Below are 19,593 nucleotides of genomic sequence, written 5' to 3' on the forward strand. Positions count from 1 at the left end.
CGTTTCCTCCCAAAGTTTAGCGAAGCTTGCAAGCTCCTCTTCATTCTCGCGGCAATTATTCCGCTCTCACCAGAAACAGCGGCTGACCGTACTCCACCAGTTGGCCGTTCTCAACCAGGACAGAGACAATCTCGCCCTTCACTTCGGCTTCCAGCTCATTCATCAGCTTCATTGCTTCAATGATGCAGACCGTAGATTTCTCATTCACCCGGTCTCCGACATTAACAAAGGAAGGCGTCTCCGGTGAAGCGGCACTGTAGAAGGTCCCGACCATCGGCGAGACGATTTTATGTAATGCGCCTTCAGCGGAGGTTGCGGGCTGCTGCGCCGCAGCAGGAACTTCACTAACAGCCTGAGGGGCAATAATCTGCGGACTTTGCGGCTGCGGGGCTGGCGTAAAGGGGTAGGTATAAGGAGCCGCCTGAATTACTGTTCCTTCAGCTTCAGAGCGATCCGGTTTACGGATAGCCAGCTTCATACCTTCGCTTTCAATCTCCAGCTCGTGCACGGAGGAAGTCTGGTCCAGCAATTGAATCAATTCCTTAATCTCGCTTAACTTGAACATTGGGTAGTTCACTCCTTCAGCTTTCTCTCGAAGCCATTTTGGGACGCAGGCTGAGCAGGATACGATATCCGTTCTGACAAGCATACCTGTAAGGCGGGTCTGCTCTGTAATTCTCTTGAATCGCTACCTTGTGTAACCGCTGCCTGCGTAATCTTCTTTTTCTATGCATCGATAACTTTATGTATTATATCACAAACGCTAGAAATGGAAAGAGCCTGGGACGCGCCCGGGCTCTTTCGGCATTTTATTCTATTTTCCCTGATTATATTCAGCAGGCTTACTGCTCCGAGACGTATTGGACCTTAATCTTGTCCTGGGTAACGCTCAGTTCCTTCATTACAAAATCCACGATGCCTACCGCCTGCTTCACATCCAGCTTATCGCTGAGCACCACGATTGTATAGGCGTCACCCGCTTCTTCTTTCACAATGGCCTCACCGTATTTTTGTTGAAGCTTTACTTCAATCCCGGTGATTTTGGATTCCTTCTCTTCCAGCTTGCTGAGCTGCTCCTGGGCTGTAGCACTCTCGGCCGGTGTCTTATCCATATTGTTAATCAGCGCCAGCAGATCATTATGATCCTTCAGGTTCTTCTGCTCGCGTTCGTACAGGTAGTTCGTGAACAGGCTGCTGGCCGATACGCTCTGCGAAGCCACTTCATCCAGGATTTCCTTATCATCCTTCGCCGGAGTCTTGTCTACAGCGGCTGACGTATCCTTGCTGTCTTTGCTGTCTTTGCTGTCTTTGCTGTCCTTGGTATCCTTAGTGTCCTGAGTGTCCTTATTTTCCTTGGTATCCTTGCTGCCAGCCGTATCCTTGCCTTTATCAGCCGTAGTAGTGGCTGCCTTATCCGTTGTAGCAGTTGTATCCTTAGCGGTATTGCTGCTGTCAGCAACCACACTGCTGTCATCTATCACGGCCGGAGTCGTACTGTCTTCAGTTGCCACTGTTGATGCTGCTTCATCCTTGACGGTCTTGCTGCTGTCATCCACGGTTCCTACTGCAATACCTTTGTCTGTGCTGACCTCTTTGATGACAAGTCCGCTGTCAAGCGTAGTGGCGGTTCCGCCGCCCGTCCCGTCTTTTATAGTGTCCACCTGGATGCTGCCTGCGGTTTCTTTGGGGATGGGAGCCCCCGTATCTTCCGTGAACAGATAATATGCAGAGAGCACTACCATCAAACTGAGCATAGAAACCAGCCAAATCGTTTGTCTTTTGCCCTTCATTGTTTATACCTCCTATAATTTTGTTGCCAGCCCTCTTGTCGTGTGTGTCGCGTGTGTATCGTACAAGCCTCTTCTGTTAAAGCATATGCCGGGGTTGCCTGAGACATGCCTATTCCTGCTTGCGCGGGACAACAGAAATCCGGTAGACCGGAACGTTAAGCCCTTTTTCAACCGCCTGCTCAATCAGACTGCGCACTACCTTGTTCTCTGCCCCTTTGGCGACCACCAGCACTCCCCGTACCTGAGGCTTCACCCGCTTGGTGATGATCGGGGCCTCGTTCCCTGACTGGCTGTAAGTGACGATCTGGCCGTCCCTGGTGTACTGGGTGGTATGGCGTTTACCGCCGCTGGCATCTATTTCTTCACTTTGCTGCTGCGAGTCATTCATATTGCGCTGCACGATAATCTCCTCTGTGGAATCTACGGTGACCATGATATCTACAGTACCGACCCCCACGATTTTCTCCAGAATCCCCTTCGTGCGGTTCTCCATCGCCAGTTCGATGCTGTCAAAAGAATTCGCGCTCCCGGCCTCCTGCTGCAGGACGGTCTGCGAGGTCCCGCTGTCCGGCGGTTCACGCCCCGTGTTCTCGTTGTCCAGCTTCTTCACATTCACGAAGGAGTTGAACAGCATGATCGCAACACCCAGCAGGCCGATAATGATAAGCCAGCGGAAGGTGTGGCTGCGCTTCGGGCTGCCGCTGCCGCCTCCGGCCCACTGCTCCAGCTTTTTCAGCCAATTGCCCATTGATTGCCCGCCTCCTCTTATGATTTCACGGTACCGGCCCCGCTGCTCTGCACCTTGATCAGAGCGGGGTCCAGGTTCCAGTTCTGCTCCAGCAGCTTGATAATTGTTCCGGCTTCCTCCGCCAGGGTCTCCTGCGTCCCCTCCGTTCCACTCACGGAAGAGGATGACGCCGGAGCCGAACCCCCTGAGGAAGCAGCTTCCTGCGCTTCACCATCCCCGCCGCTGCCCTCCAGGCTGACCTGAACCGGTTCCACAGGGTTAATCTGGATCGGCCCGGCTGACGGGTGGGCTGAAGTACCAGCGCCCGGGACAGCGCCTCCAGAGGCGCTCTGCTCCGGCGGGAGAGCTACCGTGACCGAGGAGATCAGCGGCACCTCCTCGCCCAGCGGCGCATTTGGGTTCGGGCCCATGGCCAGGGCCACCGTCACCTTCACCCCGCCGAGCCCGGTGCTCCCGGCAATCTGGTCGCGCATCTGGCCGGCGATTTCCTCGGCAGCCAGCTTCAGGCTCTGGTCACGTGCTCCGGCAGCAAGCATCCGCCCGTCTGCCAGAATCTTGTCCAGCGAATCCGGTGCGCCGCCCGTTCCGCTTAGTAGCCCTCCGCTTCGTTCCTGCTGCTGCATCGCCACGGTCAACTCCTTGCTCGCATCCCCCTTCAGCAGAGAGATTATCGGGCTGAGCATCGTTAGCAGAACCAGCAGGCTGAGCACCAGCCTGGCGTAGCGTTCCATGGATTTACTGGGCAGCAGCATCTCCACGAATGCAGCCATCAGCACGACGAGAATCAGCTCATGGAGCCAACTGCTGAGCCAGGACATGGCGCACCTCCTTGTCATTTCGTTCTATCGCATCATTACGGTCACATTGCCCGCAGTCAGCATAATGGTTACCGCCAGGAAGAACATCAGCGAGACGGCGGCCAGCGCTGCGAAGACGTAAACCATGCTTTTGCCAATTGTCTGCAGGCAGGTCACGATCGGTGTCTCGCCCAGCGGCTGCATGACAGCGGCAGCAAGATTGTAAATCAGGGCGAGGATCAGAATTTTGATTGCCGGGAACGCGCACAGGAAGAGGATAATGATCACTCCCGACAGCCCAATGGCGTTCTTCACCAGCAGTGAGGCCGAGATGACTGTGTCCGTAGCATCCGCGAACATTTTACCGATCACCGGTACGAAATTCCCTGTTATATATTTGGCCGCGCGTATGGTCACCCCGTCTGTAACCGAGCTGGTAATCCCCCGGACGGAGATCACGCCGAGAAACACCGTCAGCAGCACTCCGAGCAGCCCGGCCCCGATATTGCGCAGCAGATTCGCCAGATGGGTCAGCTTATACTTCTCTGACATGGCGCTCACCAGATGCAGCACTGCCGAGAAGAACAGCAGCGGGAAGACCAGCGTATGAATTAACGTGCCTACGGTATGGATCATGAACACGATCAGCGGATGGGTCACCGACACCGTGACGATATTGCCCATCGAAGCCAGCAACGCGAATAGCAGGGGAATCATGGCCATCATGAAGTCGATCATCCGGTCGATGGCATCCTTGGCATAGCCGATAGCGACATTGAAGCTGTTGACGGCGATGACAAGCACCACCATGTAACAGAGCATATAAGCGATCTTACTGACGGATTTCCGTTCAAAAGCGGTCTGCAGCGTCTCCAGAATCATGCTCAGCACACTGATCATCACTATCGTGACCAGCAGCTTGCCGTTGTAGAGCACCTCGTGCCACATGAAGTTCATCAGGCCGGACAATACGCTTTTGAAGCTTAAGCCCTTATCCCCCGGCAGCAGCATATCCATCAAGGAAGGTGTCCGGCCCTCCGGGAAAAATCCACCGTAATCCTTCATTAGCTGGTCCCAGTAAGACTCCACTTTGTCCTTTGGCAGATGCTCCACCTGCCCTTTCACCCACTGGTCAACAGGAGACGCCGGGCCTCCGCTGCCGCCTGTAGCCGGGGACGAAGGAGCCGGAGCCGTACTTACAGCATCTGCAACACTTGCAGAACTTGCGGCACTTGCCGTGCTTCCACACAGCAGAAGCAGCTGGAGCACCAGCAGCAGGGCTGGCAGAAGCAGGAGCGCTTTTACCCCTTTTGGCGGCCGAAAAATACTATACTCCTGCATTCCCCTCACCTCCGCTTTACTCCAACTTGTCCGGCATGTCCGCTGTATCAGGCTGGCAGCAGCTTCATGACCGTTTCAATAATAATGCTGATAATCGGAACAGCCAGTACCATGATCAGCACCTTACCGGCCAGCTCAATCTTGGAAGCAATCGATTCCTGCCCGGCATCCCTCACGATCTGCGCCCCGAATTCCGCGATATAGGAGATGCCGATGATTTTGAACACGGTTTTGATATGGATCATTTCCATCCCGGAGGATTCCGCGACCCGCTCCAGCGTACCGAGAATCGTTCCGATCTTGCCGATCAGGAACAGGAAGATCAGAATGCCGGCCGCAGTAGTCAGCAGGAAGGCGAATACCGGCTTTTGCTCCTTCAGGACGAGGATAAGGACCGTCGCCAAGATGCCAATTCCCACAATCTGAATGATTTCCATAACTTCAGCCTACTGAAAAAGAAAAATTGTTTTGATTTCCTGCAGCAGCCCATCCAGCATGCGGATGACCATGAACAGGACGATGATAAAGCCGACAATCGTTACCCAATGGGCGATATCCTCTTTGCCCATCTGCTTAAGCACCGTGTGGATCATGGCGATAATGATGCCGATGCCGGCAATCTGAAAGATCGCGTTGACTTCAATATTCATTCCTGGCACCTCGCTAAAAGATCAAAATGACGATCAATGCTCCAAGCAGCAGACCCAGGCTTTTACTCACCTTCTCATACTTGCCCTGATCTTCTCTGGCCGCTGTCTCCTCCTGCTTCAATTGCTGTAAAGCTAGTGCAATATGCGTGCTCTGATTCGGCCGGTCACTGGTTCCGAGCGTGCAGCTGAGCTGCCGGATGATCTCCTTCTCCGTGCCCCGCAGCGATGCGCTGCTCCAGTGGGCTTCCACCGCCCGCCGGATGGCCTCTTCCGCACTGTAGTTATGCGGCGGATTCATCTCGTCCGCCGCCGTAAGAAAGAAGGCACGCAGCGGCTCCTTCGTCTGCAGCCCGATCCGGCGCAGTGCCTCCGGCAGCGGCGTGTAGCCGTACTGGATCTCGGTCTCCAGCCGCTGGAGCGCTGCAATCAAGGCCCGGATATGCCTTGGCCGGTCGGCATACTGGGCCGCCCGCTTGAAGCCGGCCAGTGTTCCGGCCAGCACGATAAGTACCGCGCCAAGCAGTTTAAGCATGGCGGTCACCCCCTGACACCGGCTGCTCCTCCGGCGAGACCAGCAGCAGCCCGCGCTTCTGGGCATCCAGAATGCGGAAGGACAAGCCGGAGGTTCCGCGGTGCAGAATCACATACCGCTCGAACATCCGGTGCTCCAGCAGCCCGCCGAGGCCCGGCCGCCGGGCCAGCTCGGACACTTCCTTGCCGTGCGCGGAAGCGACCACCGAGATCCCGGCGTGCAGCGCCTCGGTCACCGCATCCGCGTCCTCCATGCGGCCGATTTCATCGGCGATCAGCACATCGGGCGACAGGGAGCGGATCATCATCATCATGCCTTCCGCCTTGGGGCAGCCGTCCAGAATATCCGTGCGGGGCCCGACATCGAAAGCCGGAATTCCCCGGCGGCTGCCCGCAATCTCGGAGCGTTCGTCGACGATGCCGACCTTCAGCCCCGGCCGGCTGCCTTCCCGGCCCCCGCTTGTACCTGCCGACAGTTGCCTGGCCAGATCGCGCAGCAGTGTGGTCTTGCCATGCTGCGGCGGGGACAGGATCAGCGTATGCATGACCCGCTGCCGCCCCCGGTCCAGCAGATAAGGCAGCACGCCATCGGCGATGCCGTGCACCTCACGGGCAATCCGCACGTTGAAGCCGGTAATATCACGCAGATGTTCCACACCGCCCCCGCTCAGAACCGTCCGGCCGCAGAGGCCGATCCGGTGTCCGCCCGGAATGGTGATGAAGCCCTTGCGCAGCTCCTCTTCCATCGTATAGAGGGAATGATTGCTGATGAGGTCCAGCAGCCGGTGCGTATCCTCCCGGTCCGGCCGGTACGCCTCGCCGGGTAGCTGAGTCAGGGTGCCGCCGGCGCCGATGAAATGATACTTGCCGGAATAGTTGATCTCCAGCGGCCGTCCCTCACGGACGCGAATCTCCTCCACCTTGTCCAGGAGCGCAGCGGGGAGGCCGCCGAGCAGCGCTCTTACTTTTTCGGGAAACAACAGAAGCCAGTCATTTGCCATACCAGGTACCCCCAAGCTGTCCTCTACTAAATAGCTTTGTTTCATATTTATGCTTGTACTTAAGCTTTATGCCTATCATCTATCATTTCTTGAGAATCCCGAATAAGAGAATAGCCACCCCGCAGCCAATCCAGCCAAGCTTGCCCCAGGACAGCTGCTCTGCCATCCCTGTAAGGCCGACAGCCGTAGTCAGAATGAGGATCGTAGGGCCGACAAGTGCCAGTCCCGAATTAACAGCCAGCGCCTTATCCACCTGATTCAGCTTCAGCATAATCAAGGCCGCCGCAATCTCCACACTGCCGGACAGCAGCCGCAGGCCAGACATCCAGCTTACATACTTGTCCAAATATCTCAACTCCTTCGTTCAAATCTATGGATCGTACACAATCCCTGCACATCAAACAAGCTGTTATCCATGGATATGCGGAAGGGCGCGACTTTAGACAAGGAGAAATGGGGATACTAGCGGAATATTCAGGAGGTGTGAAAGAAATCATAGTCCCGCCCTCTATAAAAAAATATCATCGGTATGATAAAATTAATTTTGCCGTATCAAAAGATAACTGAGCAAAGAAGGGGACCACAGTCATGCAAGTTCGTAATTTCGTAATACCGCTTGTATCAGGAACGATAGCCAGACAGGTAAAAGAGGTAGCTATTATTGTATTTTCAGCCTTTCTGGTAGCAGCAGGGCTCCGCCTGTTCCTGATTCCGCACCAATTGCTCAGCGGCGGTGTAGCCGGGACAGCTTCCATCATCGGGTATTTGACTCATCCAAAATTTATCTCGCTGTACTATTTCGCCATCAATCTCCCGATCCTGATCTGGGGCTTCGTCGCCGTGGGTAAAAAGTACATCTGCTATAGCATGCTGTCTGTCCTGTGCACTACCTGGTTTCTGAACGTCATCCCTGTGGTGAAGCTCACCAAGGACCCGATTCTGGCCAGTATCTTCGGCGGGGTAATTATTGCGGGAGGGGTGGGCTTCTCGCTGCGGGCGGGCGGTTCTTCCGGGGGCTTCGACATTCTCGGTTCTATCATTACCCGTAAGCGGGATATTCCCATGGGCACCGTGTTGTTCGTCATGGACGGCCTGGTTATCTTATGTCTCGGCTTCTTCAAAAGCTGGGATTCCGCACTCTACGCGATGCTCTGTATCTTCGTCAAAAGCCGGGTGGTGGATATGATTCACATCCGCCATGTCAAGCTGACCTGCTTCATCGTCACCAAGGAGCGCGAGAAAATGCTGAACCGGCTGACCAGCCTGCCCCACGGCATCACCGTTGTGAACGCGGAGGGCGGGTACAGTCACGAGGGCAACACGATGCTGATGACCGTAACCACCCGCTATGAGCTGGCAGATCTGCGCAAAACGATTCTGGAGACCGATCCGAAATCCTTCGTTAACGTACTGGAGACCGTGGAGATTATGGGCAGGTTCCGGCGGCTGAGCTAGCGAGTGCATGGTGCGGGCCATTCTTAACTAATGTATGACACACAAAAAGAGTGCTGTTCTCCGCATCTGCGGGGAATAGCACTCTTCTGTAATTACGATACCTTCCGGCAGGCTTAGCGGCGGTCCTGTGGACCTCCAACGAAGGCTTGCTCTTCTGTATCTAAGTTATAAGCGGTATGCAGCGCCTGAATAATCTGCTGCAGGTTGCCGGATTCAATCACACACGATACCTTGATCTCGGAGGTGCTGACCATCTTGATGCTCACGCCTTCATTCGAGATGACCTCGAACATCTTGGCGGCAACCCCCGGGTGGCTAACCATCCCGGCGCCGACAATCGATACCTTGACCAGACTGTCCTCGGAAGTCACTTCACGGTAAGGCAATACGCTGTGCAGCCCCTTGATGACTTCTTTGGCCTTCTCAAGATCGCCAAGCGCTACAGTGAAGGAGAAATCTGCCGTCTCGTTCTGTACTCCGCTCTGCACGATAATGTCAACATCCACGCCCTCATCGGCCAGCTTGCCGAATACCTGGGCGAGTACCCCCGGCACATCAGGAACTCCCAGAATACTGATCCGGGCCACATTCTTGTCATAGGCAATTCCGCTTACTGCTACACCCTGCTCCATGCTTGCTTCCTCCTTCACTACAGTACCTTCATTATGGTTAAAGCTTGATCTTACGACCAGCTTCACTTGATATCGTTTGGCATATTCCACAGCACGCGGATGCAGCACGGCTGCCCCGAGATTCGCCAATTCCAGCATCTCGTCATAGGAGATTTCCTTCAACTTGCGCGCCGTCTTCACAATACGCGGGTCAGTCGAGTAGATGCCGTCTACGTCGGTGTAGATCTCGCAGACATCCGCTTTGATCGCTGCAGCCAGCGCAACCGCTGTCGTATCCGAGCCTCCGCGGCCCAGTGTAGTGATCTCGCCATCCAGCGTCATGCCCTGGAATCCGGCTACAATCACAATCTGCTCACGCTCCAGCGACTCCAGCACCCGGCGTGGAACAATCTCACTGATCCGTGCCCGGCCGTGGGTCTCATCGGTACGGAACCCGGCCTGCCAGCCTGTATAGGATACGGCATTCCGGCCGATTCCGTGAAGCGCAATCGACAGAAGTGCAACGGAGATCTGCTCTCCGGTAGTCATCAGCATATCCATCTCGCGTGCGGGGGGCTGACCGTTCAGCTGATTCGCCTGATCGATCAGATCATCTGTGGTATCTCCCATAGCGGAGACCACCACAACGCAGCGATGCCCTTCATCCTGCTTGGCTGCGATCCGCCCTGCAACACGCTTCATGCGTTCAACGTCGCCGACGGAGCTGCCCCCGAATTTCATGACATAAAGTGACAAAGTTCCATTCACTCCCTATTTCGCTCTAAAGTAGCTTAAATTTTGGTTAACGCTTTAACACAGTATAATACGAAAATCATAACATGCGTTAATGGTTTCACAAAATAAAATGCCCATTTTTGATGAACCCGGCCTTAACCCCGAACCCGCCGCGGCCTGCTCAGGCTTCATTCAGGTGCACTACTGCTCCTCATTCGCTCATCCAGCCCGCTTTAGCCCAATTCAGGAGCACTAGTGCACCTCATTCGCTCATCCAGCCCGCTTTGGCTCAATTCAGGAGCACTAGTGCTCCTCATTCGCTCATCCAGCCCGCTCTAGCCCAATTCTGGAGCACTAGTGCTCCTCATTACTCTCATCCAGCCCGCTTCGGCTCCATTCAGGAGCACTAGTGCTCCTCATTCGCTCATTCACTCCACATTCAGCCCCACCGGAGACGTCCGTTAGAGGGATTTATCCCTTTGAGTCCTAATGTGCCTCCCGCTTTCTGCGGATCTGAGGGATTTATCCCTTTGATTTCCCCGGCCTGTCCACTTTTAGTTTAATTAAAGGGATTAATACCCCTAATCCCCCCATTCAGCTAACTTCCCGCTAAATCTGAGGGATTTATCCCTTTCATCCTTTTCAGCCCCTTTTCCATCACTTCTTCCCTCTTGCCCAGCCTGCCACAGCAAAAAGACCTCCACCGCATCAAGCGGGGAGGCCCTCAAGTTACAACTGGAATCCAAAAAGGCTCCTACGCGCGGGAGATATATTTACCTTCGCGGGTATCGACCAGGAGAACATCTCCTTCATTAATGAACAGCGGTACCTGAACCGTATGACCGGTCTCTAGAATAGCGGCTTTGGTTGCACCTTGAGCCGTGTTACCCTTCACGCCTGGTTCGGTCTCGGTAACCTTCAGCTCTACGCTGGTCGGCAGGTTGATCCCGAGGATTTCACCCTGGTAGCTGACGATATTCACTGTCATGTTCTCTCTAAGGAAGTTAAGCTCCCATTCGAGCTGCTTGGCTGTCAATTCGAACTGGTCGTAAGTCTCGTTGTCCATGAACACATGCTCAGAGCCGCTTGCATATAGGTATTGTACGCCACGGTTCTCGATGATGGCACGGCCAATGGTTTCACCGGCACGGAACGTGCGTTCAACCGTATTGCCGTTACGCAGGTTCTTTAGCTTGGAGCGGACGAAGGCTGCGCCTTTACCCGGCTTCACGTGCTGGAAATCTAGGACGGTGAAGATGTCCCCTTCTACTTCTACGGTCAAGCCTGTCTTAAAATCGTTAACTGAAATCACAAAAAATCCCTCCTGGAATCCATAAATGAACTGAATAATAGTGTCTTACAGTACCATGTAATCCTTAGATGAATGTGTCAGCAGCGTGATGCCGCTCTCGGTAATGACAATATCATCTTCAATCCGTACGCCGCCAAGACCTGAGAGATAGATTCCCGGCTCCACAGTGACAACCATCCCCGGCTGGATGACTTCATCCGCCAGCTTGGACAACCGCGGCCATTCATGTACTTCCATCCCGAGACCATGGCCTGTGCTGTGGCCGAAGTATTCACCATACCCGTAGCGGGTGATGATATCACGGGCCAGGGCATCACATTCACGGCCGGTCATGCCGGGCTTGATATGCGCCAGCGTATGAAGCTGCGCTTCAAGCACAATATCATAGATCTCCTTCAACTTAGGGTCCGGTGATCCCAGAGCAATTGTACGGGTCACATCGGAGCAGTAACCGTCAAGGAGAGCGCCGAAATCGAAAGTGACGAATTCGTTGTTCCCGATAACCTTGCTGCTCGCTACTCCATGCGGCATAGCTGAACGCTCACCGGAAGCGACGATCGTATCGAATGAAGACGAAGTTGCACCATGCGTACGCATGTAGAATTCCATTTCCAGATCGACATCGCGTTCCGTCATGCCCGGCTTGATCACATTCAGGATATGACTGAACGTGGCGTCTGCCAGATCGGCAGCCCGCTGCATAACAGCCAGCTCTTCCTCGTCCTTGAACATGCGCAGGTTCTCAACAGCCTTCGATACCGGTACCATAGCTGCCGGGGCAAGAGCCTCCGCATAAGCGGTGTATGCACTGAAGGTCACATCATCCTGCTCGAAGCCGACACGGACTTGTCCGCCCTTCGGCAGCAGTTCCCGCACGGTGTCAATGAATTTCGAGTCATGCTGTACCACCTTGAGGCCATTCACCTGTTCCGAGGCCTGTGTCATATACCGGAAGTCCGTCAGCAGATAACTGTCATCACCGGTAACCAGCACGTACCCGGAGGAGCCGGTGAACCCACTCAAATAGCGGCGGTTATATCCGCTGGTAATTAACATCGCATCCAGTCCCAGTTCCTGCAGAACCTTACGCAGCTTGGAGACGCGCTTGTTGCCCATTTTCATTCTCCTCTCGAAATAGCCACATTGTATTTTACCATAGCCGCAGGCCAACTGAGAAGTTTTTTCGAAGGGCCTAGGCCAGCTTCGTCTGCTGTTCGCGTTTGCGTTCATCCGTATACTCGATTGCCGCCGTATATCCGATGAATAATCCCCAGAGCAGGAAAAGGCAGAATTCGCTGATGACCGTGTTCCACGACAGCTTGAACGGCGGCTGGAGCAGGAATAGGCGCGAACACGCAAGGAACAGGACCGACCACCACAGCACTCCGTATATCATCCCGGGCCAAGGCCCGTTAAGCTTCCGGAAAATTAATACGTAGATCAGGGACGCCAATACTGAGAATACAATAAAAAACAAATATCCAAGCAGATGCCCGGCAGGGGTCACCAGAAATCCATGCTTGAAAAAGGGCTCCGCCAAAAATCCCGGAATGACCTTGGTAAAGTGCAAAACGTACATCAGCCAGTGCAATCCTCCCCAGATTAAACCGGCGAAATAACCCAGTTCAATGGAGAAATAAAAAGGATTCGTCTGGACGGTCTTGGCCTTGCTTGAAGAACTCATAGAGTTGCCTCTCTTTCGGTATGGGGTTAATCCGGTTTCCACTCCGCTCTCTATAGCTAGTATGTACAGCTAACGGCAATCCAACTAGTAATGTGGTTAAAAATTAGTTACAATGTATTATATAAATCATATCAATATACGGGAAGGTGAATTGGTTGTCCCAGGAAACTCCCAGTTACGGCGGCCAAGCCGTCATCGAAGGCGTCATGTTCGGCGGCAAGCATGTCAACGTAACAGCCGTAAGACGAAAGAATCAGGAGATTACATTTTTGGAGGTGCCGAAGAGCGATAAGAGCTGGGTCCTTAAACTGCGCAAGATTCCGCTGCTTCGCGGCATTGTCAGTATTATAGATTCCAGCGCCAAAGGCTCGAAGCATCTGAACTATTCGGCAGAATCCTATGCCGAGGATGAGACGGAGCCGGAAGAGCTTGCTAAGCAGCAGGCGAAGGGCAAGGACAAGAAGAAGGACGAAGGCTGGAGTCTCGGGATGATATTCGGCGTAGCTGTAATGGGTATTCTTTCTTTCCTGTTCGGCAAGCTGATTTTCACGCTGGTCCCGGTATTCGTAGAAGATTTTTTGTTCAAGAATGTATTTGACAACTATATTCTGCACAACCTTGTGGAAGGCGGCATCAAGCTCATTCTCCTGCTCGTCTATCTCTGGGCGATCTCGCAGACACCAGTGATCAAGCGGCTCTTCCAGTACCATGGAGCTGAGCATAAGGTCATCAGCGCCTTTGAAGCTGGTGAAGAGCTGACAGTAGCGAACGTACAGAAATACAGCCGTCTGCATTACCGCTGCGGAAGCAGCTTCATGATGCTGACGATTATCCTCGGTGTGATTATCTACTCGGTCGTCCCATGGAATTCCCTGATGGAACGGGTACTGCAGCGTATCGTTCTTTTGCCGGTGGTCATCGGAATCTCGTTCGAGGTACTGAAGGGCACGAATGCGGTAAGAGATATTCCCGGCCTTAAGTATCTGGGGTACCCTGGCCTGTGGCTGCAGCTGTTGACTACCAAGGAACCTAAGGACGATATGGTAGAGGTGTCTATCGCTTCCTTCAACCGGATGCGGGAGCTGGACGCTGCAATTGAAGCAAAAGGATATTCGGAGGCAAGTGTGTCAGGCGGCATTTTGGATCCTGCGAAAGGATGATTAGCCAATGATCAGACATGCTTTGATATTTTGGATTACGACAGCTCTTGCCGTATGGGGCCTGGTGATGGATATTATGGCGCGCGGCCTGATGGCCCTGTCCATCTTCATCTTACCCCTGATTCTGCTGGGACTGTTGTATTACGCCTACAAGATAGCCCCCGGCAGAATGGGAGGCGGACCCGGACGTCCGCGCACCAAGGTTAAGCCTTCGGTCAAGACGATGTCCAAGGTTGCCGGCATCCGCAAGACCACAGGCTCACCCGGTAAGCGCAAAAGTTATCCCTTCCAGGTCATCGAAGGCAGTAAGGGTAAGAATGACGATCAGTTGCCCAAATATCACTGAACCATTCAAGCATAACTGCAAAAGGCATCCCCACGTTATTGGAATAACGTGCGGGATGCCTTTTTTTTGTTTTTGGGGGCCCCGCAAAGTACTTGAGTCATTACCGCCTTGGACCTGCAGTCTGAAGGGGTGCCTTCCAGGTATAGGAAGGCGGTGCTGGACGATAGTTAGCGAAGAACTCTTCTCCGGCTGCGATCCCCGCCGTATACAAGGCGTCGGTCTGTGTCTCCGTGATATGAAACTCGGTGGTGGAGATGCCCAGCGTAGGGATTTTGACCGTACGAACGAATTTATCCGTCTCAATATACCGTTCATCATGTGCGGAGAGCATCGTCTCCACCATCGCCTCCAGCATGCTGAACGGCCCCGTAATATGATGCGGCTGCGGGGATGCCTTTCCGATCAGCTGGTAGCCAATGGTTGGCGTTCTGCGCTCTGGTGATTGGAAGCCATCTTTCTTCTCATCGAACAGCCAGAGCGGAAAATTACTGAGCACCCCGCCGTCCACCATATAGATCAGCTGCCCGCTGAACGATTTCCCCCGGGCCGCCTCTCCGGCCAGCCGCAGGATCACCGGATCGAAGAAGTACGGAATACTGCAGCTCATCCGCACCGCCTTGGCAACTTCGAAGCTGTCAGGCTCTATCCCGTACTGCACCAAATCATCGGGCAGCACCACAATCCGCCCGTTGGTGATGTCTGATGTAATCACCCGCAGCTTGCCGCGCGGCAGATCCCGGAACGTAACTACCCCCTGCTCCAGCAGGAGGCCGCGAATCCACGCTTCCAGCGCCTGGCCTGAGTACAGCCCCTTCTTGAGCAGCACACGTAAGGCCGGCCCGACGAAGGCGGTGTTGTAGAGCGCTGCCCTTGTCAGGAAGGAGGTGAACGGCGTACGCCGGATAATCCGGCTCATGGTCTCACCGCTGTACCCCGCTGCCAGCAGCGAGGCAATGATCGAGCCGGAAGAGGTACCTGCTACCCGCCCGAAGGTCCGGCCTGCGCGTTCCGTTGCCTGCACCGCACCTGCAAGAGCAATTCCTTTAACTCCACCGCCTTCAAATACAGCGTTAATCTCCATACATGGCAATCCCCCGTTCCATAGAATGTATTGTTATCTATGAGCACGGGGGAGTATTCATGACTTAATTCTTGAAATAGAAGCTGAGCAGGCTGGCCAGTCCATACGGGTCACGGACTACAATATCATTCGCCCGGAACAGGATGCTGCCTGTCACCTCATCGTACTTCTCATTATATTTGAGCTGGTTGATAATCTGATCTCCGCTCTGCCATTCCGCTGTCTGCTTGGTATCCCCTACCTTGTAGGAGGCCAGACCGATATACAGCTTAACCTTCGTTCCCTTAACCTCATTCACCCACCAGTCCACCAGCTTATCATAACGGGCAGCGCTGAAGGAGAGGCTCCAATAGACCTGCGGGGCAACATAATCGATCCAGCCGTTCTGAATCCAGGTACGCACATCCGCATACATGTCATCATAGGCTGACACCCCTGCTGAAGTATCCGAGCCGGTGCTGTCTGCCTTTTTGTTACGCCATACCCCGAACGGGCTGACCCCATATGAGACGGACGGCTTCGCTGCATGAATCTCCTGCCCCAGCTGACGAATGAACTGGTTGATATTATCCCGCCGCCAATCTCCTTTGCCAGCAATTCCTTGTGCATTGAAGGTCTTGAAGGCCGTATCATCGGCAAAAGCTACATTGGACGGATAGAAATAATCATCCAAATGCACCCCGTCGATATCATACCCTCTGACCACCTCCATCACCGTGTCAATAATATGCTGCCGCGCTTCCGGAATCCCCGGGTTGATGTACAGCTTATTCTCCGCCTTGACGATCCAGTCCGGATGAAGCTTGGCTACATGGTTAGGGGCTAGGCTGCTGGTAGAAGCATCGGTTGTAGCCCGGAATGGATTGAACCAGGCGTGCAGCTGCATTCCCCGGCTGTGGGCACTGCTAACCATATAGGCCAGCGGGTCGTAGCCGGGCTCCTTACCCTGAGTCCCGCTAAGCACCTTGGACCAGGGCACGATCTGTGAAGGATAAAGCGCATCACCGGACGGTCTGACCTGGACGAATACACTATTGAATCCGGCCGCTTTCAGCTTGTCCAGCAGGCTGTCGAACTCCTTCTTCTGCTTATCGGGATTGCCAGCAGAAGATGTTGAGGGCCAATCCAGATTATACACGGTAGATACCCAAGCGCCCTTCATCGCCTTCCCGGTCTTGGCACCAGGAATGGAAGGTACGGTTGGTGACGGTACCGTTGGTATTGGCACAGATGGCGTAGGTACAGTCGGTGTAGGCACTGACGGAACTGACGGCGTCACAGGCGTAGAAGGCCCGCCGATCTCAATCCCTGAATATAAGGAGATATGCTTCGTTGCCTGCTCCCATAGTACCTGCAGTCCAAGCTGCTCGCTTACAAACCGCAGCGGAACCATGACCCGGCCCTGCGTAATCTGAACAGAAGTATCCAGACGGACGGCAGCACCGTTAACGATAGCACTTGTTTTGCCGCTGGTTAGCTGTAGTACATTATTATCCTTGCTGATGGTTGCTGTCTTACTGGCCTGATCCCATTTCACACCGGCACCCAGTCCCTGGCTAATCACTCCAGCCGGCACCATCGTAACGTTAGTACGTGTAATATACGGCGGCACATCCGGGCTAAGCGTCTCCCCATCCAGTTCAATGGTGATCTGCACAGAAGCTGCACGTGCACCCGGCGTCCACACAGGCAGACATAGCATAATTACGAGCAGTCCTACGATCCATTTACGGTAATTCATAATTCCTCCCAGGTGTTGAAGTTGTATATAGACAAAAAAATAGCCTTCTCGTCCTTGGTTCAGGGAGAAGGCCGTTCTTTTGTAAACGGAATCCTTCCTGTAGGTGAAAAAGGAACGGTACCCGTTTTGACGTAAAAAAACTGGAAAGGTTGCGCTAATCAAACAAAAAAAGCCACGTTTATGAATCGCTGGCTATCTCATGGTGAATATCGTACAAGGTCTGCACACGCGCTTCATCCCGGCGGAAATATTCCACCAGCGTTTCGATCCGGGTGATGGAATCCCAGCTCAAGTGATGCTCAATGCCTTCAACATCCTTATAAATATGCTCTTGCTGTACCCCAATAATCCCGAGGAACTCCTCCAGCAGCTGATGGCGGTCCACAAGACGTTTCCCCACTTTTTTTCCTTTGCTTGTTAGGACAAGCCCACGATATTTCTCATAGATGAGATATTCGTCCTTATCCAGTTTTTGGATCATCTTGGTCACAGAGGAGGGATGGACTTCCAGCCCCTCGGCAATATCCGAGACCCGCGCATAACCCTTCTCGTCGATGAGCTTATATATGCGCTCCAAATAATCCTCCATGCTGGGTGTTGGCATTCTAGCTTACCTCTTTTCTATAATGAGCGTAACGGTGGGACCGGGCCTTGCTCTAACAATGATACATGCTTCTGCCGCTCCTTGGCAAGTCCTGCCGGTCATCCGCTTCCCCGCTTAGTGATGTTTACCATGATTCCATTCGCCCGCAGATTGGCACAATAACGTTATCCTCATTCCTAAGGAGCGTGAAATCATGAGCTTAATCACACCCGAACGCCCTCCTGCCAAAAGAACGCGCAAGCCCACCGGACTCTTCATCCCGGAGCTTGTGTTCTTTGAACCTGATGCGCTGAATTATCCCAAAGGGGAGCGGATTATGGAGTGGGTCAAGTCCCGCAATATTCCCTACCGCATGACCACCTCGCATAACCGGATTACCAATCTGCCGGGCGAGACGGAAGTCGAACAATACAAAATCGCCAAACGGACGCTTGTGGTCGGCTTGCGCAAGACACTCACTTTTGACCAGTCGAAGCCGTCTGCCGATTATGCGATTCCGATTGCCACCGGGTGCATGGGCCATTGCCATTATTGTTACCTGCAGACCACGCTGGGAGCGAAGCCCTACATCCGCGTCTATGTCAACACCGGGGACATCATCGATGCAGCCAAAAAATATATCACCGAGCGTTCCCCGGAAATCACGACGTTCGAAGCGGCCTGTACCTCAGACCCGCTTGGCCTTGAGCATATTACGGGTTCGCTGACGGAACTGATCGAATTCATGGCGGAGGAGCCGCTCGGGCGGCTGCGCTTCGTGACCAAATACCAGCATGTCGAGCCGCTGCTTAAGCTGAAGCATAACGGCCATACCCGTGTACGCTTCAGCGTGAACGCCGACTATGTGATTAAGAACTTCGAGCCGGCCACCTCACGCTTCGAAGAGCGGATTGAGGCCGCCGGACAGATCGCCCGTGCCGGATATCCGCTGGGCTTCATCATTGCCCCTATTATCTGGCACGATGGCTGGGAAGAAGGCTACAGCGAGCTGCTGGAGAAGCTGGCGCATGCCCTGCCGCCGGGGATTGGCAAGGGGCTAACCTTTGAAATGATCCAGCACCGCTTCACCAAGACGGCCAAGACCGTCATCGAGAAGCGCTATCCGAAGTCGAAGCTGGAGATGGACATCGAGAAGCGCAAGAAGAAATGGGGCAAATGGGGACAGAACAAATACGTCTACCCGGACGAACAGCAAACCGCCCTGCGCGAATTCATCACAGAGCGGATTTTTGAACATTTTCCGGAAGCAGCTATTGATTATTTCACTTAAGTCACCTAATTAGAAAATCAGCCAGCGCGGCGTGATGCCCTGCAGCCAAATCGTAATACGGAACATCTGGTCGGTGAACAGCAGGATGCCCATGAATACCATCAGCCCGCCGCCCAGCTTCATCAGCAGGTTGGAGTATTTCAGAATCTTGCGGGCTCCGCCCAGGAAAAAGGCCAGTCCGAAGAACGGAAGTGCAAAGCCGATACTGTATGCCGTTATCATCGTAAACCACGTTCCCGGATCACTGGCCGATAGCGCAATTATGGCGGTTAGAATAGGGCCTATGCAGGGCGACCAGCCTGCCGAGAACCCGATGCCGAAGATGAAGGAGCCAAGGTAACCGGCAGGCTTCCATCTCAGCTCCAGCTTGCGTTCCCGGAGCAGGAACTGCGGCTGGAATACGCCCAGCAGGAAGAGCCCCATGACAATGATTAGGATCGCCGATAATTGACGAATCAAATCCCGCTGGCCGTTGAAGAATTCACCGAACAAGCCTGCTCCAAAGCCGAGGGTGTAGAACACTGCAGAGAAGCCCAGAATAAACGCCAGTGTATGCGAGAGGGTCCGGAGACGGACCTCTTTGCTGTTACTGCCGCTCTTCAGTTCCTGCACCGATAAACCGGTAATATAAGATAGATAAGAAGGATACAGCGGCAGGCAACAAGGCGATATGAATGATGCCACTCCGGCGGCAAAAGCGATTCCTGCATTCAGGTTGGACACGGGCGCATCTCCT

General features: G+C 53.9%; 22 protein-coding genes. 4 read left to right on the forward strand and 18 right to left on the reverse strand.

Annotated features, from left to right (window positions below; all coding sequences use genetic code 11):
• Positions 1-55: 55 nt before the first annotated feature.
• From accB to C162_RS23675, 10 genes are all read right to left on the reverse strand, one after another.
• A complete protein-coding gene (gene accB / locus C162_RS23630) occupies positions 56-565 on the reverse strand; it encodes an acetyl-CoA carboxylase biotin carboxyl carrier protein (protein ID WP_036698397.1) in 510 nt (169 codons plus the stop codon).
• 277 nt (positions 566-842) lie between these two features.
• Positions 843-1,790 carry a SpoIIIAH-like family protein gene (locus C162_RS23635; RefSeq protein WP_036698399.1) on the reverse strand — a complete coding sequence of 316 codons (948 nt, stop codon included), beginning with the start codon at positions 1,788-1,790 and terminating at the stop codon, positions 843-845.
• A gap of 109 nt (positions 1,791-1,899) precedes the next feature.
• Positions 1,900-2,538 carry a stage III sporulation protein AG gene (gene spoIIIAG / locus C162_RS23640; RefSeq protein ID WP_036698402.1) on the reverse strand — a complete coding sequence of 213 codons (639 nt, stop codon included), beginning with the start codon at positions 2,536-2,538 and terminating at the stop codon, positions 1,900-1,902.
• A 17-nt stretch (positions 2,539-2,555) separates the two neighbouring features.
• On the reverse strand, positions 2,556-3,356 hold the full coding sequence (spoIIIAF, locus tag C162_RS34605) for a stage III sporulation protein AF (RefSeq protein ID WP_051493870.1): 801 nt from the start codon (positions 3,354-3,356) through the stop codon (positions 2,556-2,558).
• 24 nt (positions 3,357-3,380) lie between these two features.
• Positions 3,381-4,676 (reverse strand): stage III sporulation protein AE, encoded by a 1,296-nt coding sequence (gene spoIIIAE / locus C162_RS23650; protein WP_036698405.1) that lies wholly within the window; start codon positions 4,674-4,676, stop codon positions 3,381-3,383.
• A gap of 47 nt (positions 4,677-4,723) precedes the next feature.
• Positions 4,724-5,113, reverse strand: coding sequence for a stage III sporulation protein AD (gene spoIIIAD / locus C162_RS23655; RefSeq protein ID WP_036698407.1), 390 nt, complete (start codon positions 5,111-5,113; stop codon positions 4,724-4,726).
• Between the two features lie 9 nt (positions 5,114-5,122).
• Positions 5,123-5,326, reverse strand: coding sequence for a stage III sporulation protein AC (gene spoIIIAC / locus C162_RS23660; protein ID WP_020426549.1), 204 nt, complete (start codon positions 5,324-5,326; stop codon positions 5,123-5,125).
• A 13-nt stretch (positions 5,327-5,339) separates the two neighbouring features.
• On the reverse strand, positions 5,340-5,858 hold the full coding sequence (gene spoIIIAB / locus C162_RS23665) for a stage III sporulation protein SpoIIIAB (protein ID WP_036698413.1): 519 nt from the start codon (positions 5,856-5,858) through the stop codon (positions 5,340-5,342).
• Positions 5,851-6,858, reverse strand: coding sequence for a stage III sporulation protein AA (gene spoIIIAA / locus C162_RS23670; RefSeq protein WP_036698415.1), 1,008 nt, complete (start codon positions 6,856-6,858; stop codon positions 5,851-5,853). The genes spoIIIAB and spoIIIAA overlap by 8 nt, the downstream gene beginning before the upstream one ends.
• 82 nt (positions 6,859-6,940) lie before the next feature.
• A complete protein-coding gene (locus C162_RS23675) occupies positions 6,941-7,204 on the reverse strand; it encodes a YqhV family protein (protein ID WP_372238054.1) in 264 nt (87 codons plus the stop codon).
• 242 nt (positions 7,205-7,446) lie between these two features.
• Between C162_RS23675 and C162_RS23680 the strand changes: the two genes are divergently transcribed.
• Positions 7,447-8,313 carry a YitT family protein gene (locus tag C162_RS23680; protein WP_179090387.1) on the forward strand — a complete coding sequence of 289 codons (867 nt, stop codon included), beginning with the start codon at positions 7,447-7,449 and terminating at the stop codon, positions 8,311-8,313.
• Positions 8,314-8,426: 113 nt separating this feature from the next.
• Here C162_RS23680 and C162_RS23685 read toward each other — a convergent pair whose 3' ends face one another.
• The 4 genes from C162_RS23685 to C162_RS23700 all read right to left on the reverse strand — a co-directional run bounded on the left by C162_RS23685 (position 8,427) and on the right by C162_RS23700 (position 12,655).
• Complete coding sequence (locus C162_RS23685; RefSeq protein ID WP_036698417.1) at positions 8,427-9,680, reverse strand: aspartate kinase; 1,254 nt, start codon at positions 9,678-9,680, stop codon at positions 8,427-8,429.
• A gap of 733 nt (positions 9,681-10,413) precedes the next feature.
• Positions 10,414-10,971, reverse strand: a complete 558-nt coding sequence (efp, locus tag C162_RS23690) for an elongation factor P (RefSeq protein ID WP_036698418.1) — start codon at positions 10,969-10,971, stop codon at positions 10,414-10,416.
• Between the two features lie 45 nt (positions 10,972-11,016).
• Positions 11,017-12,087 carry a M24 family metallopeptidase gene (locus C162_RS23695; RefSeq protein WP_036698420.1) on the reverse strand — a complete coding sequence of 357 codons (1,071 nt, stop codon included), beginning with the start codon at positions 12,085-12,087 and terminating at the stop codon, positions 11,017-11,019.
• Positions 12,088-12,163: 76 nt separating this feature from the next.
• Positions 12,164-12,655 carry a YqhR family membrane protein gene (locus C162_RS23700; protein WP_036698422.1) on the reverse strand — a complete coding sequence of 164 codons (492 nt, stop codon included), beginning with the start codon at positions 12,653-12,655 and terminating at the stop codon, positions 12,164-12,166.
• Between the two features lie 206 nt (positions 12,656-12,861).
• On the opposite strand from C162_RS23700, the gene C162_RS23705 reads away from it, so the two are divergent.
• Entirely contained in the window at positions 12,862-13,815 is a 954-nt protein-coding gene (locus tag C162_RS23705) for a DUF1385 domain-containing protein (protein WP_143804218.1), read from the forward strand.
• Between the two features lie 7 nt (positions 13,816-13,822).
• The gene (locus tag C162_RS23710) at positions 13,823-14,161 is read left to right on the forward strand and encodes a hypothetical protein (RefSeq protein WP_036698426.1); all 339 of its coding nucleotides are present in this window, start codon (positions 13,823-13,825) and stop codon (positions 14,159-14,161) included.
• A gap of 100 nt (positions 14,162-14,261) precedes the next feature.
• On the opposite strand, the gene C162_RS23715 is transcribed toward C162_RS23710, so the two are convergent.
• From C162_RS23715 to mntR, 3 genes are all read right to left on the reverse strand, one after another.
• Positions 14,262-15,242 carry a patatin-like phospholipase family protein gene (locus tag C162_RS23715; protein WP_051493871.1) on the reverse strand — a complete coding sequence of 327 codons (981 nt, stop codon included), beginning with the start codon at positions 15,240-15,242 and terminating at the stop codon, positions 14,262-14,264.
• A 64-nt stretch (positions 15,243-15,306) separates the two neighbouring features.
• The gene (locus tag C162_RS23720) at positions 15,307-16,983 is read right to left on the reverse strand and encodes a family 10 glycosylhydrolase (RefSeq protein ID WP_036698428.1); all 1,677 of its coding nucleotides are present in this window, start codon (positions 16,981-16,983) and stop codon (positions 15,307-15,309) included.
• A 178-nt stretch (positions 16,984-17,161) separates the two neighbouring features.
• Positions 17,162-17,587, reverse strand: coding sequence for a transcriptional regulator MntR (gene mntR, locus C162_RS23725; protein WP_036698430.1), 426 nt, complete (start codon positions 17,585-17,587; stop codon positions 17,162-17,164).
• A 193-nt stretch (positions 17,588-17,780) separates the two neighbouring features.
• Here mntR and splB point away from each other — a divergent pair, with 193 nt between their 5' ends.
• Positions 17,781-18,857: a spore photoproduct lyase gene (gene splB / locus C162_RS23730; RefSeq protein WP_036698433.1), complete on the forward strand. Its 1,077-nt coding sequence runs from the start codon at positions 17,781-17,783 to the stop codon at positions 18,855-18,857.
• 9 nt (positions 18,858-18,866) lie between these two features.
• Here splB and C162_RS23735 read toward each other — a convergent pair whose 3' ends face one another.
• Entirely contained in the window at positions 18,867-19,580 is a 714-nt protein-coding gene (locus tag C162_RS23735) for a cytochrome c biogenesis CcdA family protein (RefSeq protein ID WP_036698435.1), read from the reverse strand.
• Positions 19,581-19,593 lie beyond the last annotated feature (13 nt).

Source organism: Paenibacillus sp. FSL R7-269, from assembly GCF_000517865.1.
GTDB lineage: Bacteria > Bacillota > Bacilli > Paenibacillales > Paenibacillaceae > Paenibacillus_AQ.

What these genes read in the sequence shown, in the direction of transcription:
- spoIIIAA (WP_036698415.1), bottom strand. Translation starts at nt 6,858, where the DNA reads ATGGCAAATGACTGGCTTCTGTTGTTTCCCGAAAAAGTAAGAGCGCTG.
- spoIIIAE (WP_036698405.1), bottom strand. Translation starts at nt 4,676, where the DNA reads ATGCAGGAGTATAGTATTTTTCGGCCGCCAAAAGGGGTAAAAGCGCTC.
- C162_RS23695 (WP_036698420.1), bottom strand. Translation starts at nt 12,087, where the DNA reads ATGGGCAACAAGCGCGTCTCCAAGCTGCGTAAGGTTCTGCAGGAACTG.
- C162_RS23705 (WP_143804218.1), top strand. Translation starts at nt 12,862, where the DNA reads ATGTTCGGCGGCAAGCATGTCAACGTAACAGCCGTAAGACGAAAGAAT.
- spoIIIAB (WP_036698413.1), bottom strand. Translation starts at nt 5,858, where the DNA reads ATGCTTAAACTGCTTGGCGCGGTACTTATCGTGCTGGCCGGAACACTG.
- C162_RS23715 (WP_051493871.1), bottom strand. Translation starts at nt 15,242, where the DNA reads ATGGAGATTAACGCTGTATTTGAAGGCGGTGGAGTTAAAGGAATTGCT.
- C162_RS23700 (WP_036698422.1), bottom strand. Translation starts at nt 12,655, where the DNA reads ATGAGTTCTTCAAGCAAGGCCAAGACCGTCCAGACGAATCCTTTTTAT.
- mntR (WP_036698430.1), bottom strand. Translation starts at nt 17,587, where the DNA reads ATGCCAACACCCAGCATGGAGGATTATTTGGAGCGCATATATAAGCTC.
- spoIIIAG (WP_036698402.1), bottom strand. Translation starts at nt 2,538, where the DNA reads ATGGGCAATTGGCTGAAAAAGCTGGAGCAGTGGGCCGGAGGCGGCAGC.
- C162_RS23720 (WP_036698428.1), bottom strand. Translation starts at nt 16,983, where the DNA reads ATGAATTACCGTAAATGGATCGTAGGACTGCTCGTAATTATGCTATGT.
- C162_RS23635 (WP_036698399.1), bottom strand. Translation starts at nt 1,790, where the DNA reads ATGAAGGGCAAAAGACAAACGATTTGGCTGGTTTCTATGCTCAGTTTG.
- C162_RS23680 (WP_179090387.1), top strand. Translation starts at nt 7,447, where the DNA reads ATGCAAGTTCGTAATTTCGTAATACCGCTTGTATCAGGAACGATAGCC.
- C162_RS23710 (WP_036698426.1), top strand. Translation starts at nt 13,823, where the DNA reads ATGATCAGACATGCTTTGATATTTTGGATTACGACAGCTCTTGCCGTA.
- splB (WP_036698433.1), top strand. Translation starts at nt 17,781, where the DNA reads ATGAGCTTAATCACACCCGAACGCCCTCCTGCCAAAAGAACGCGCAAG.
- spoIIIAD (WP_036698407.1), bottom strand. Translation starts at nt 5,113, where the DNA reads ATGGAAATCATTCAGATTGTGGGAATTGGCATCTTGGCGACGGTCCTT.
- accB (WP_036698397.1), bottom strand. Translation starts at nt 565, where the DNA reads ATGTTCAAGTTAAGCGAGATTAAGGAATTGATTCAATTGCTGGACCAG.
- spoIIIAC (WP_020426549.1), bottom strand. Translation starts at nt 5,326, where the DNA reads ATGAATATTGAAGTCAACGCGATCTTTCAGATTGCCGGCATCGGCATC.
- spoIIIAF (WP_051493870.1), bottom strand. Translation starts at nt 3,356, where the DNA reads ATGTCCTGGCTCAGCAGTTGGCTCCATGAGCTGATTCTCGTCGTGCTG.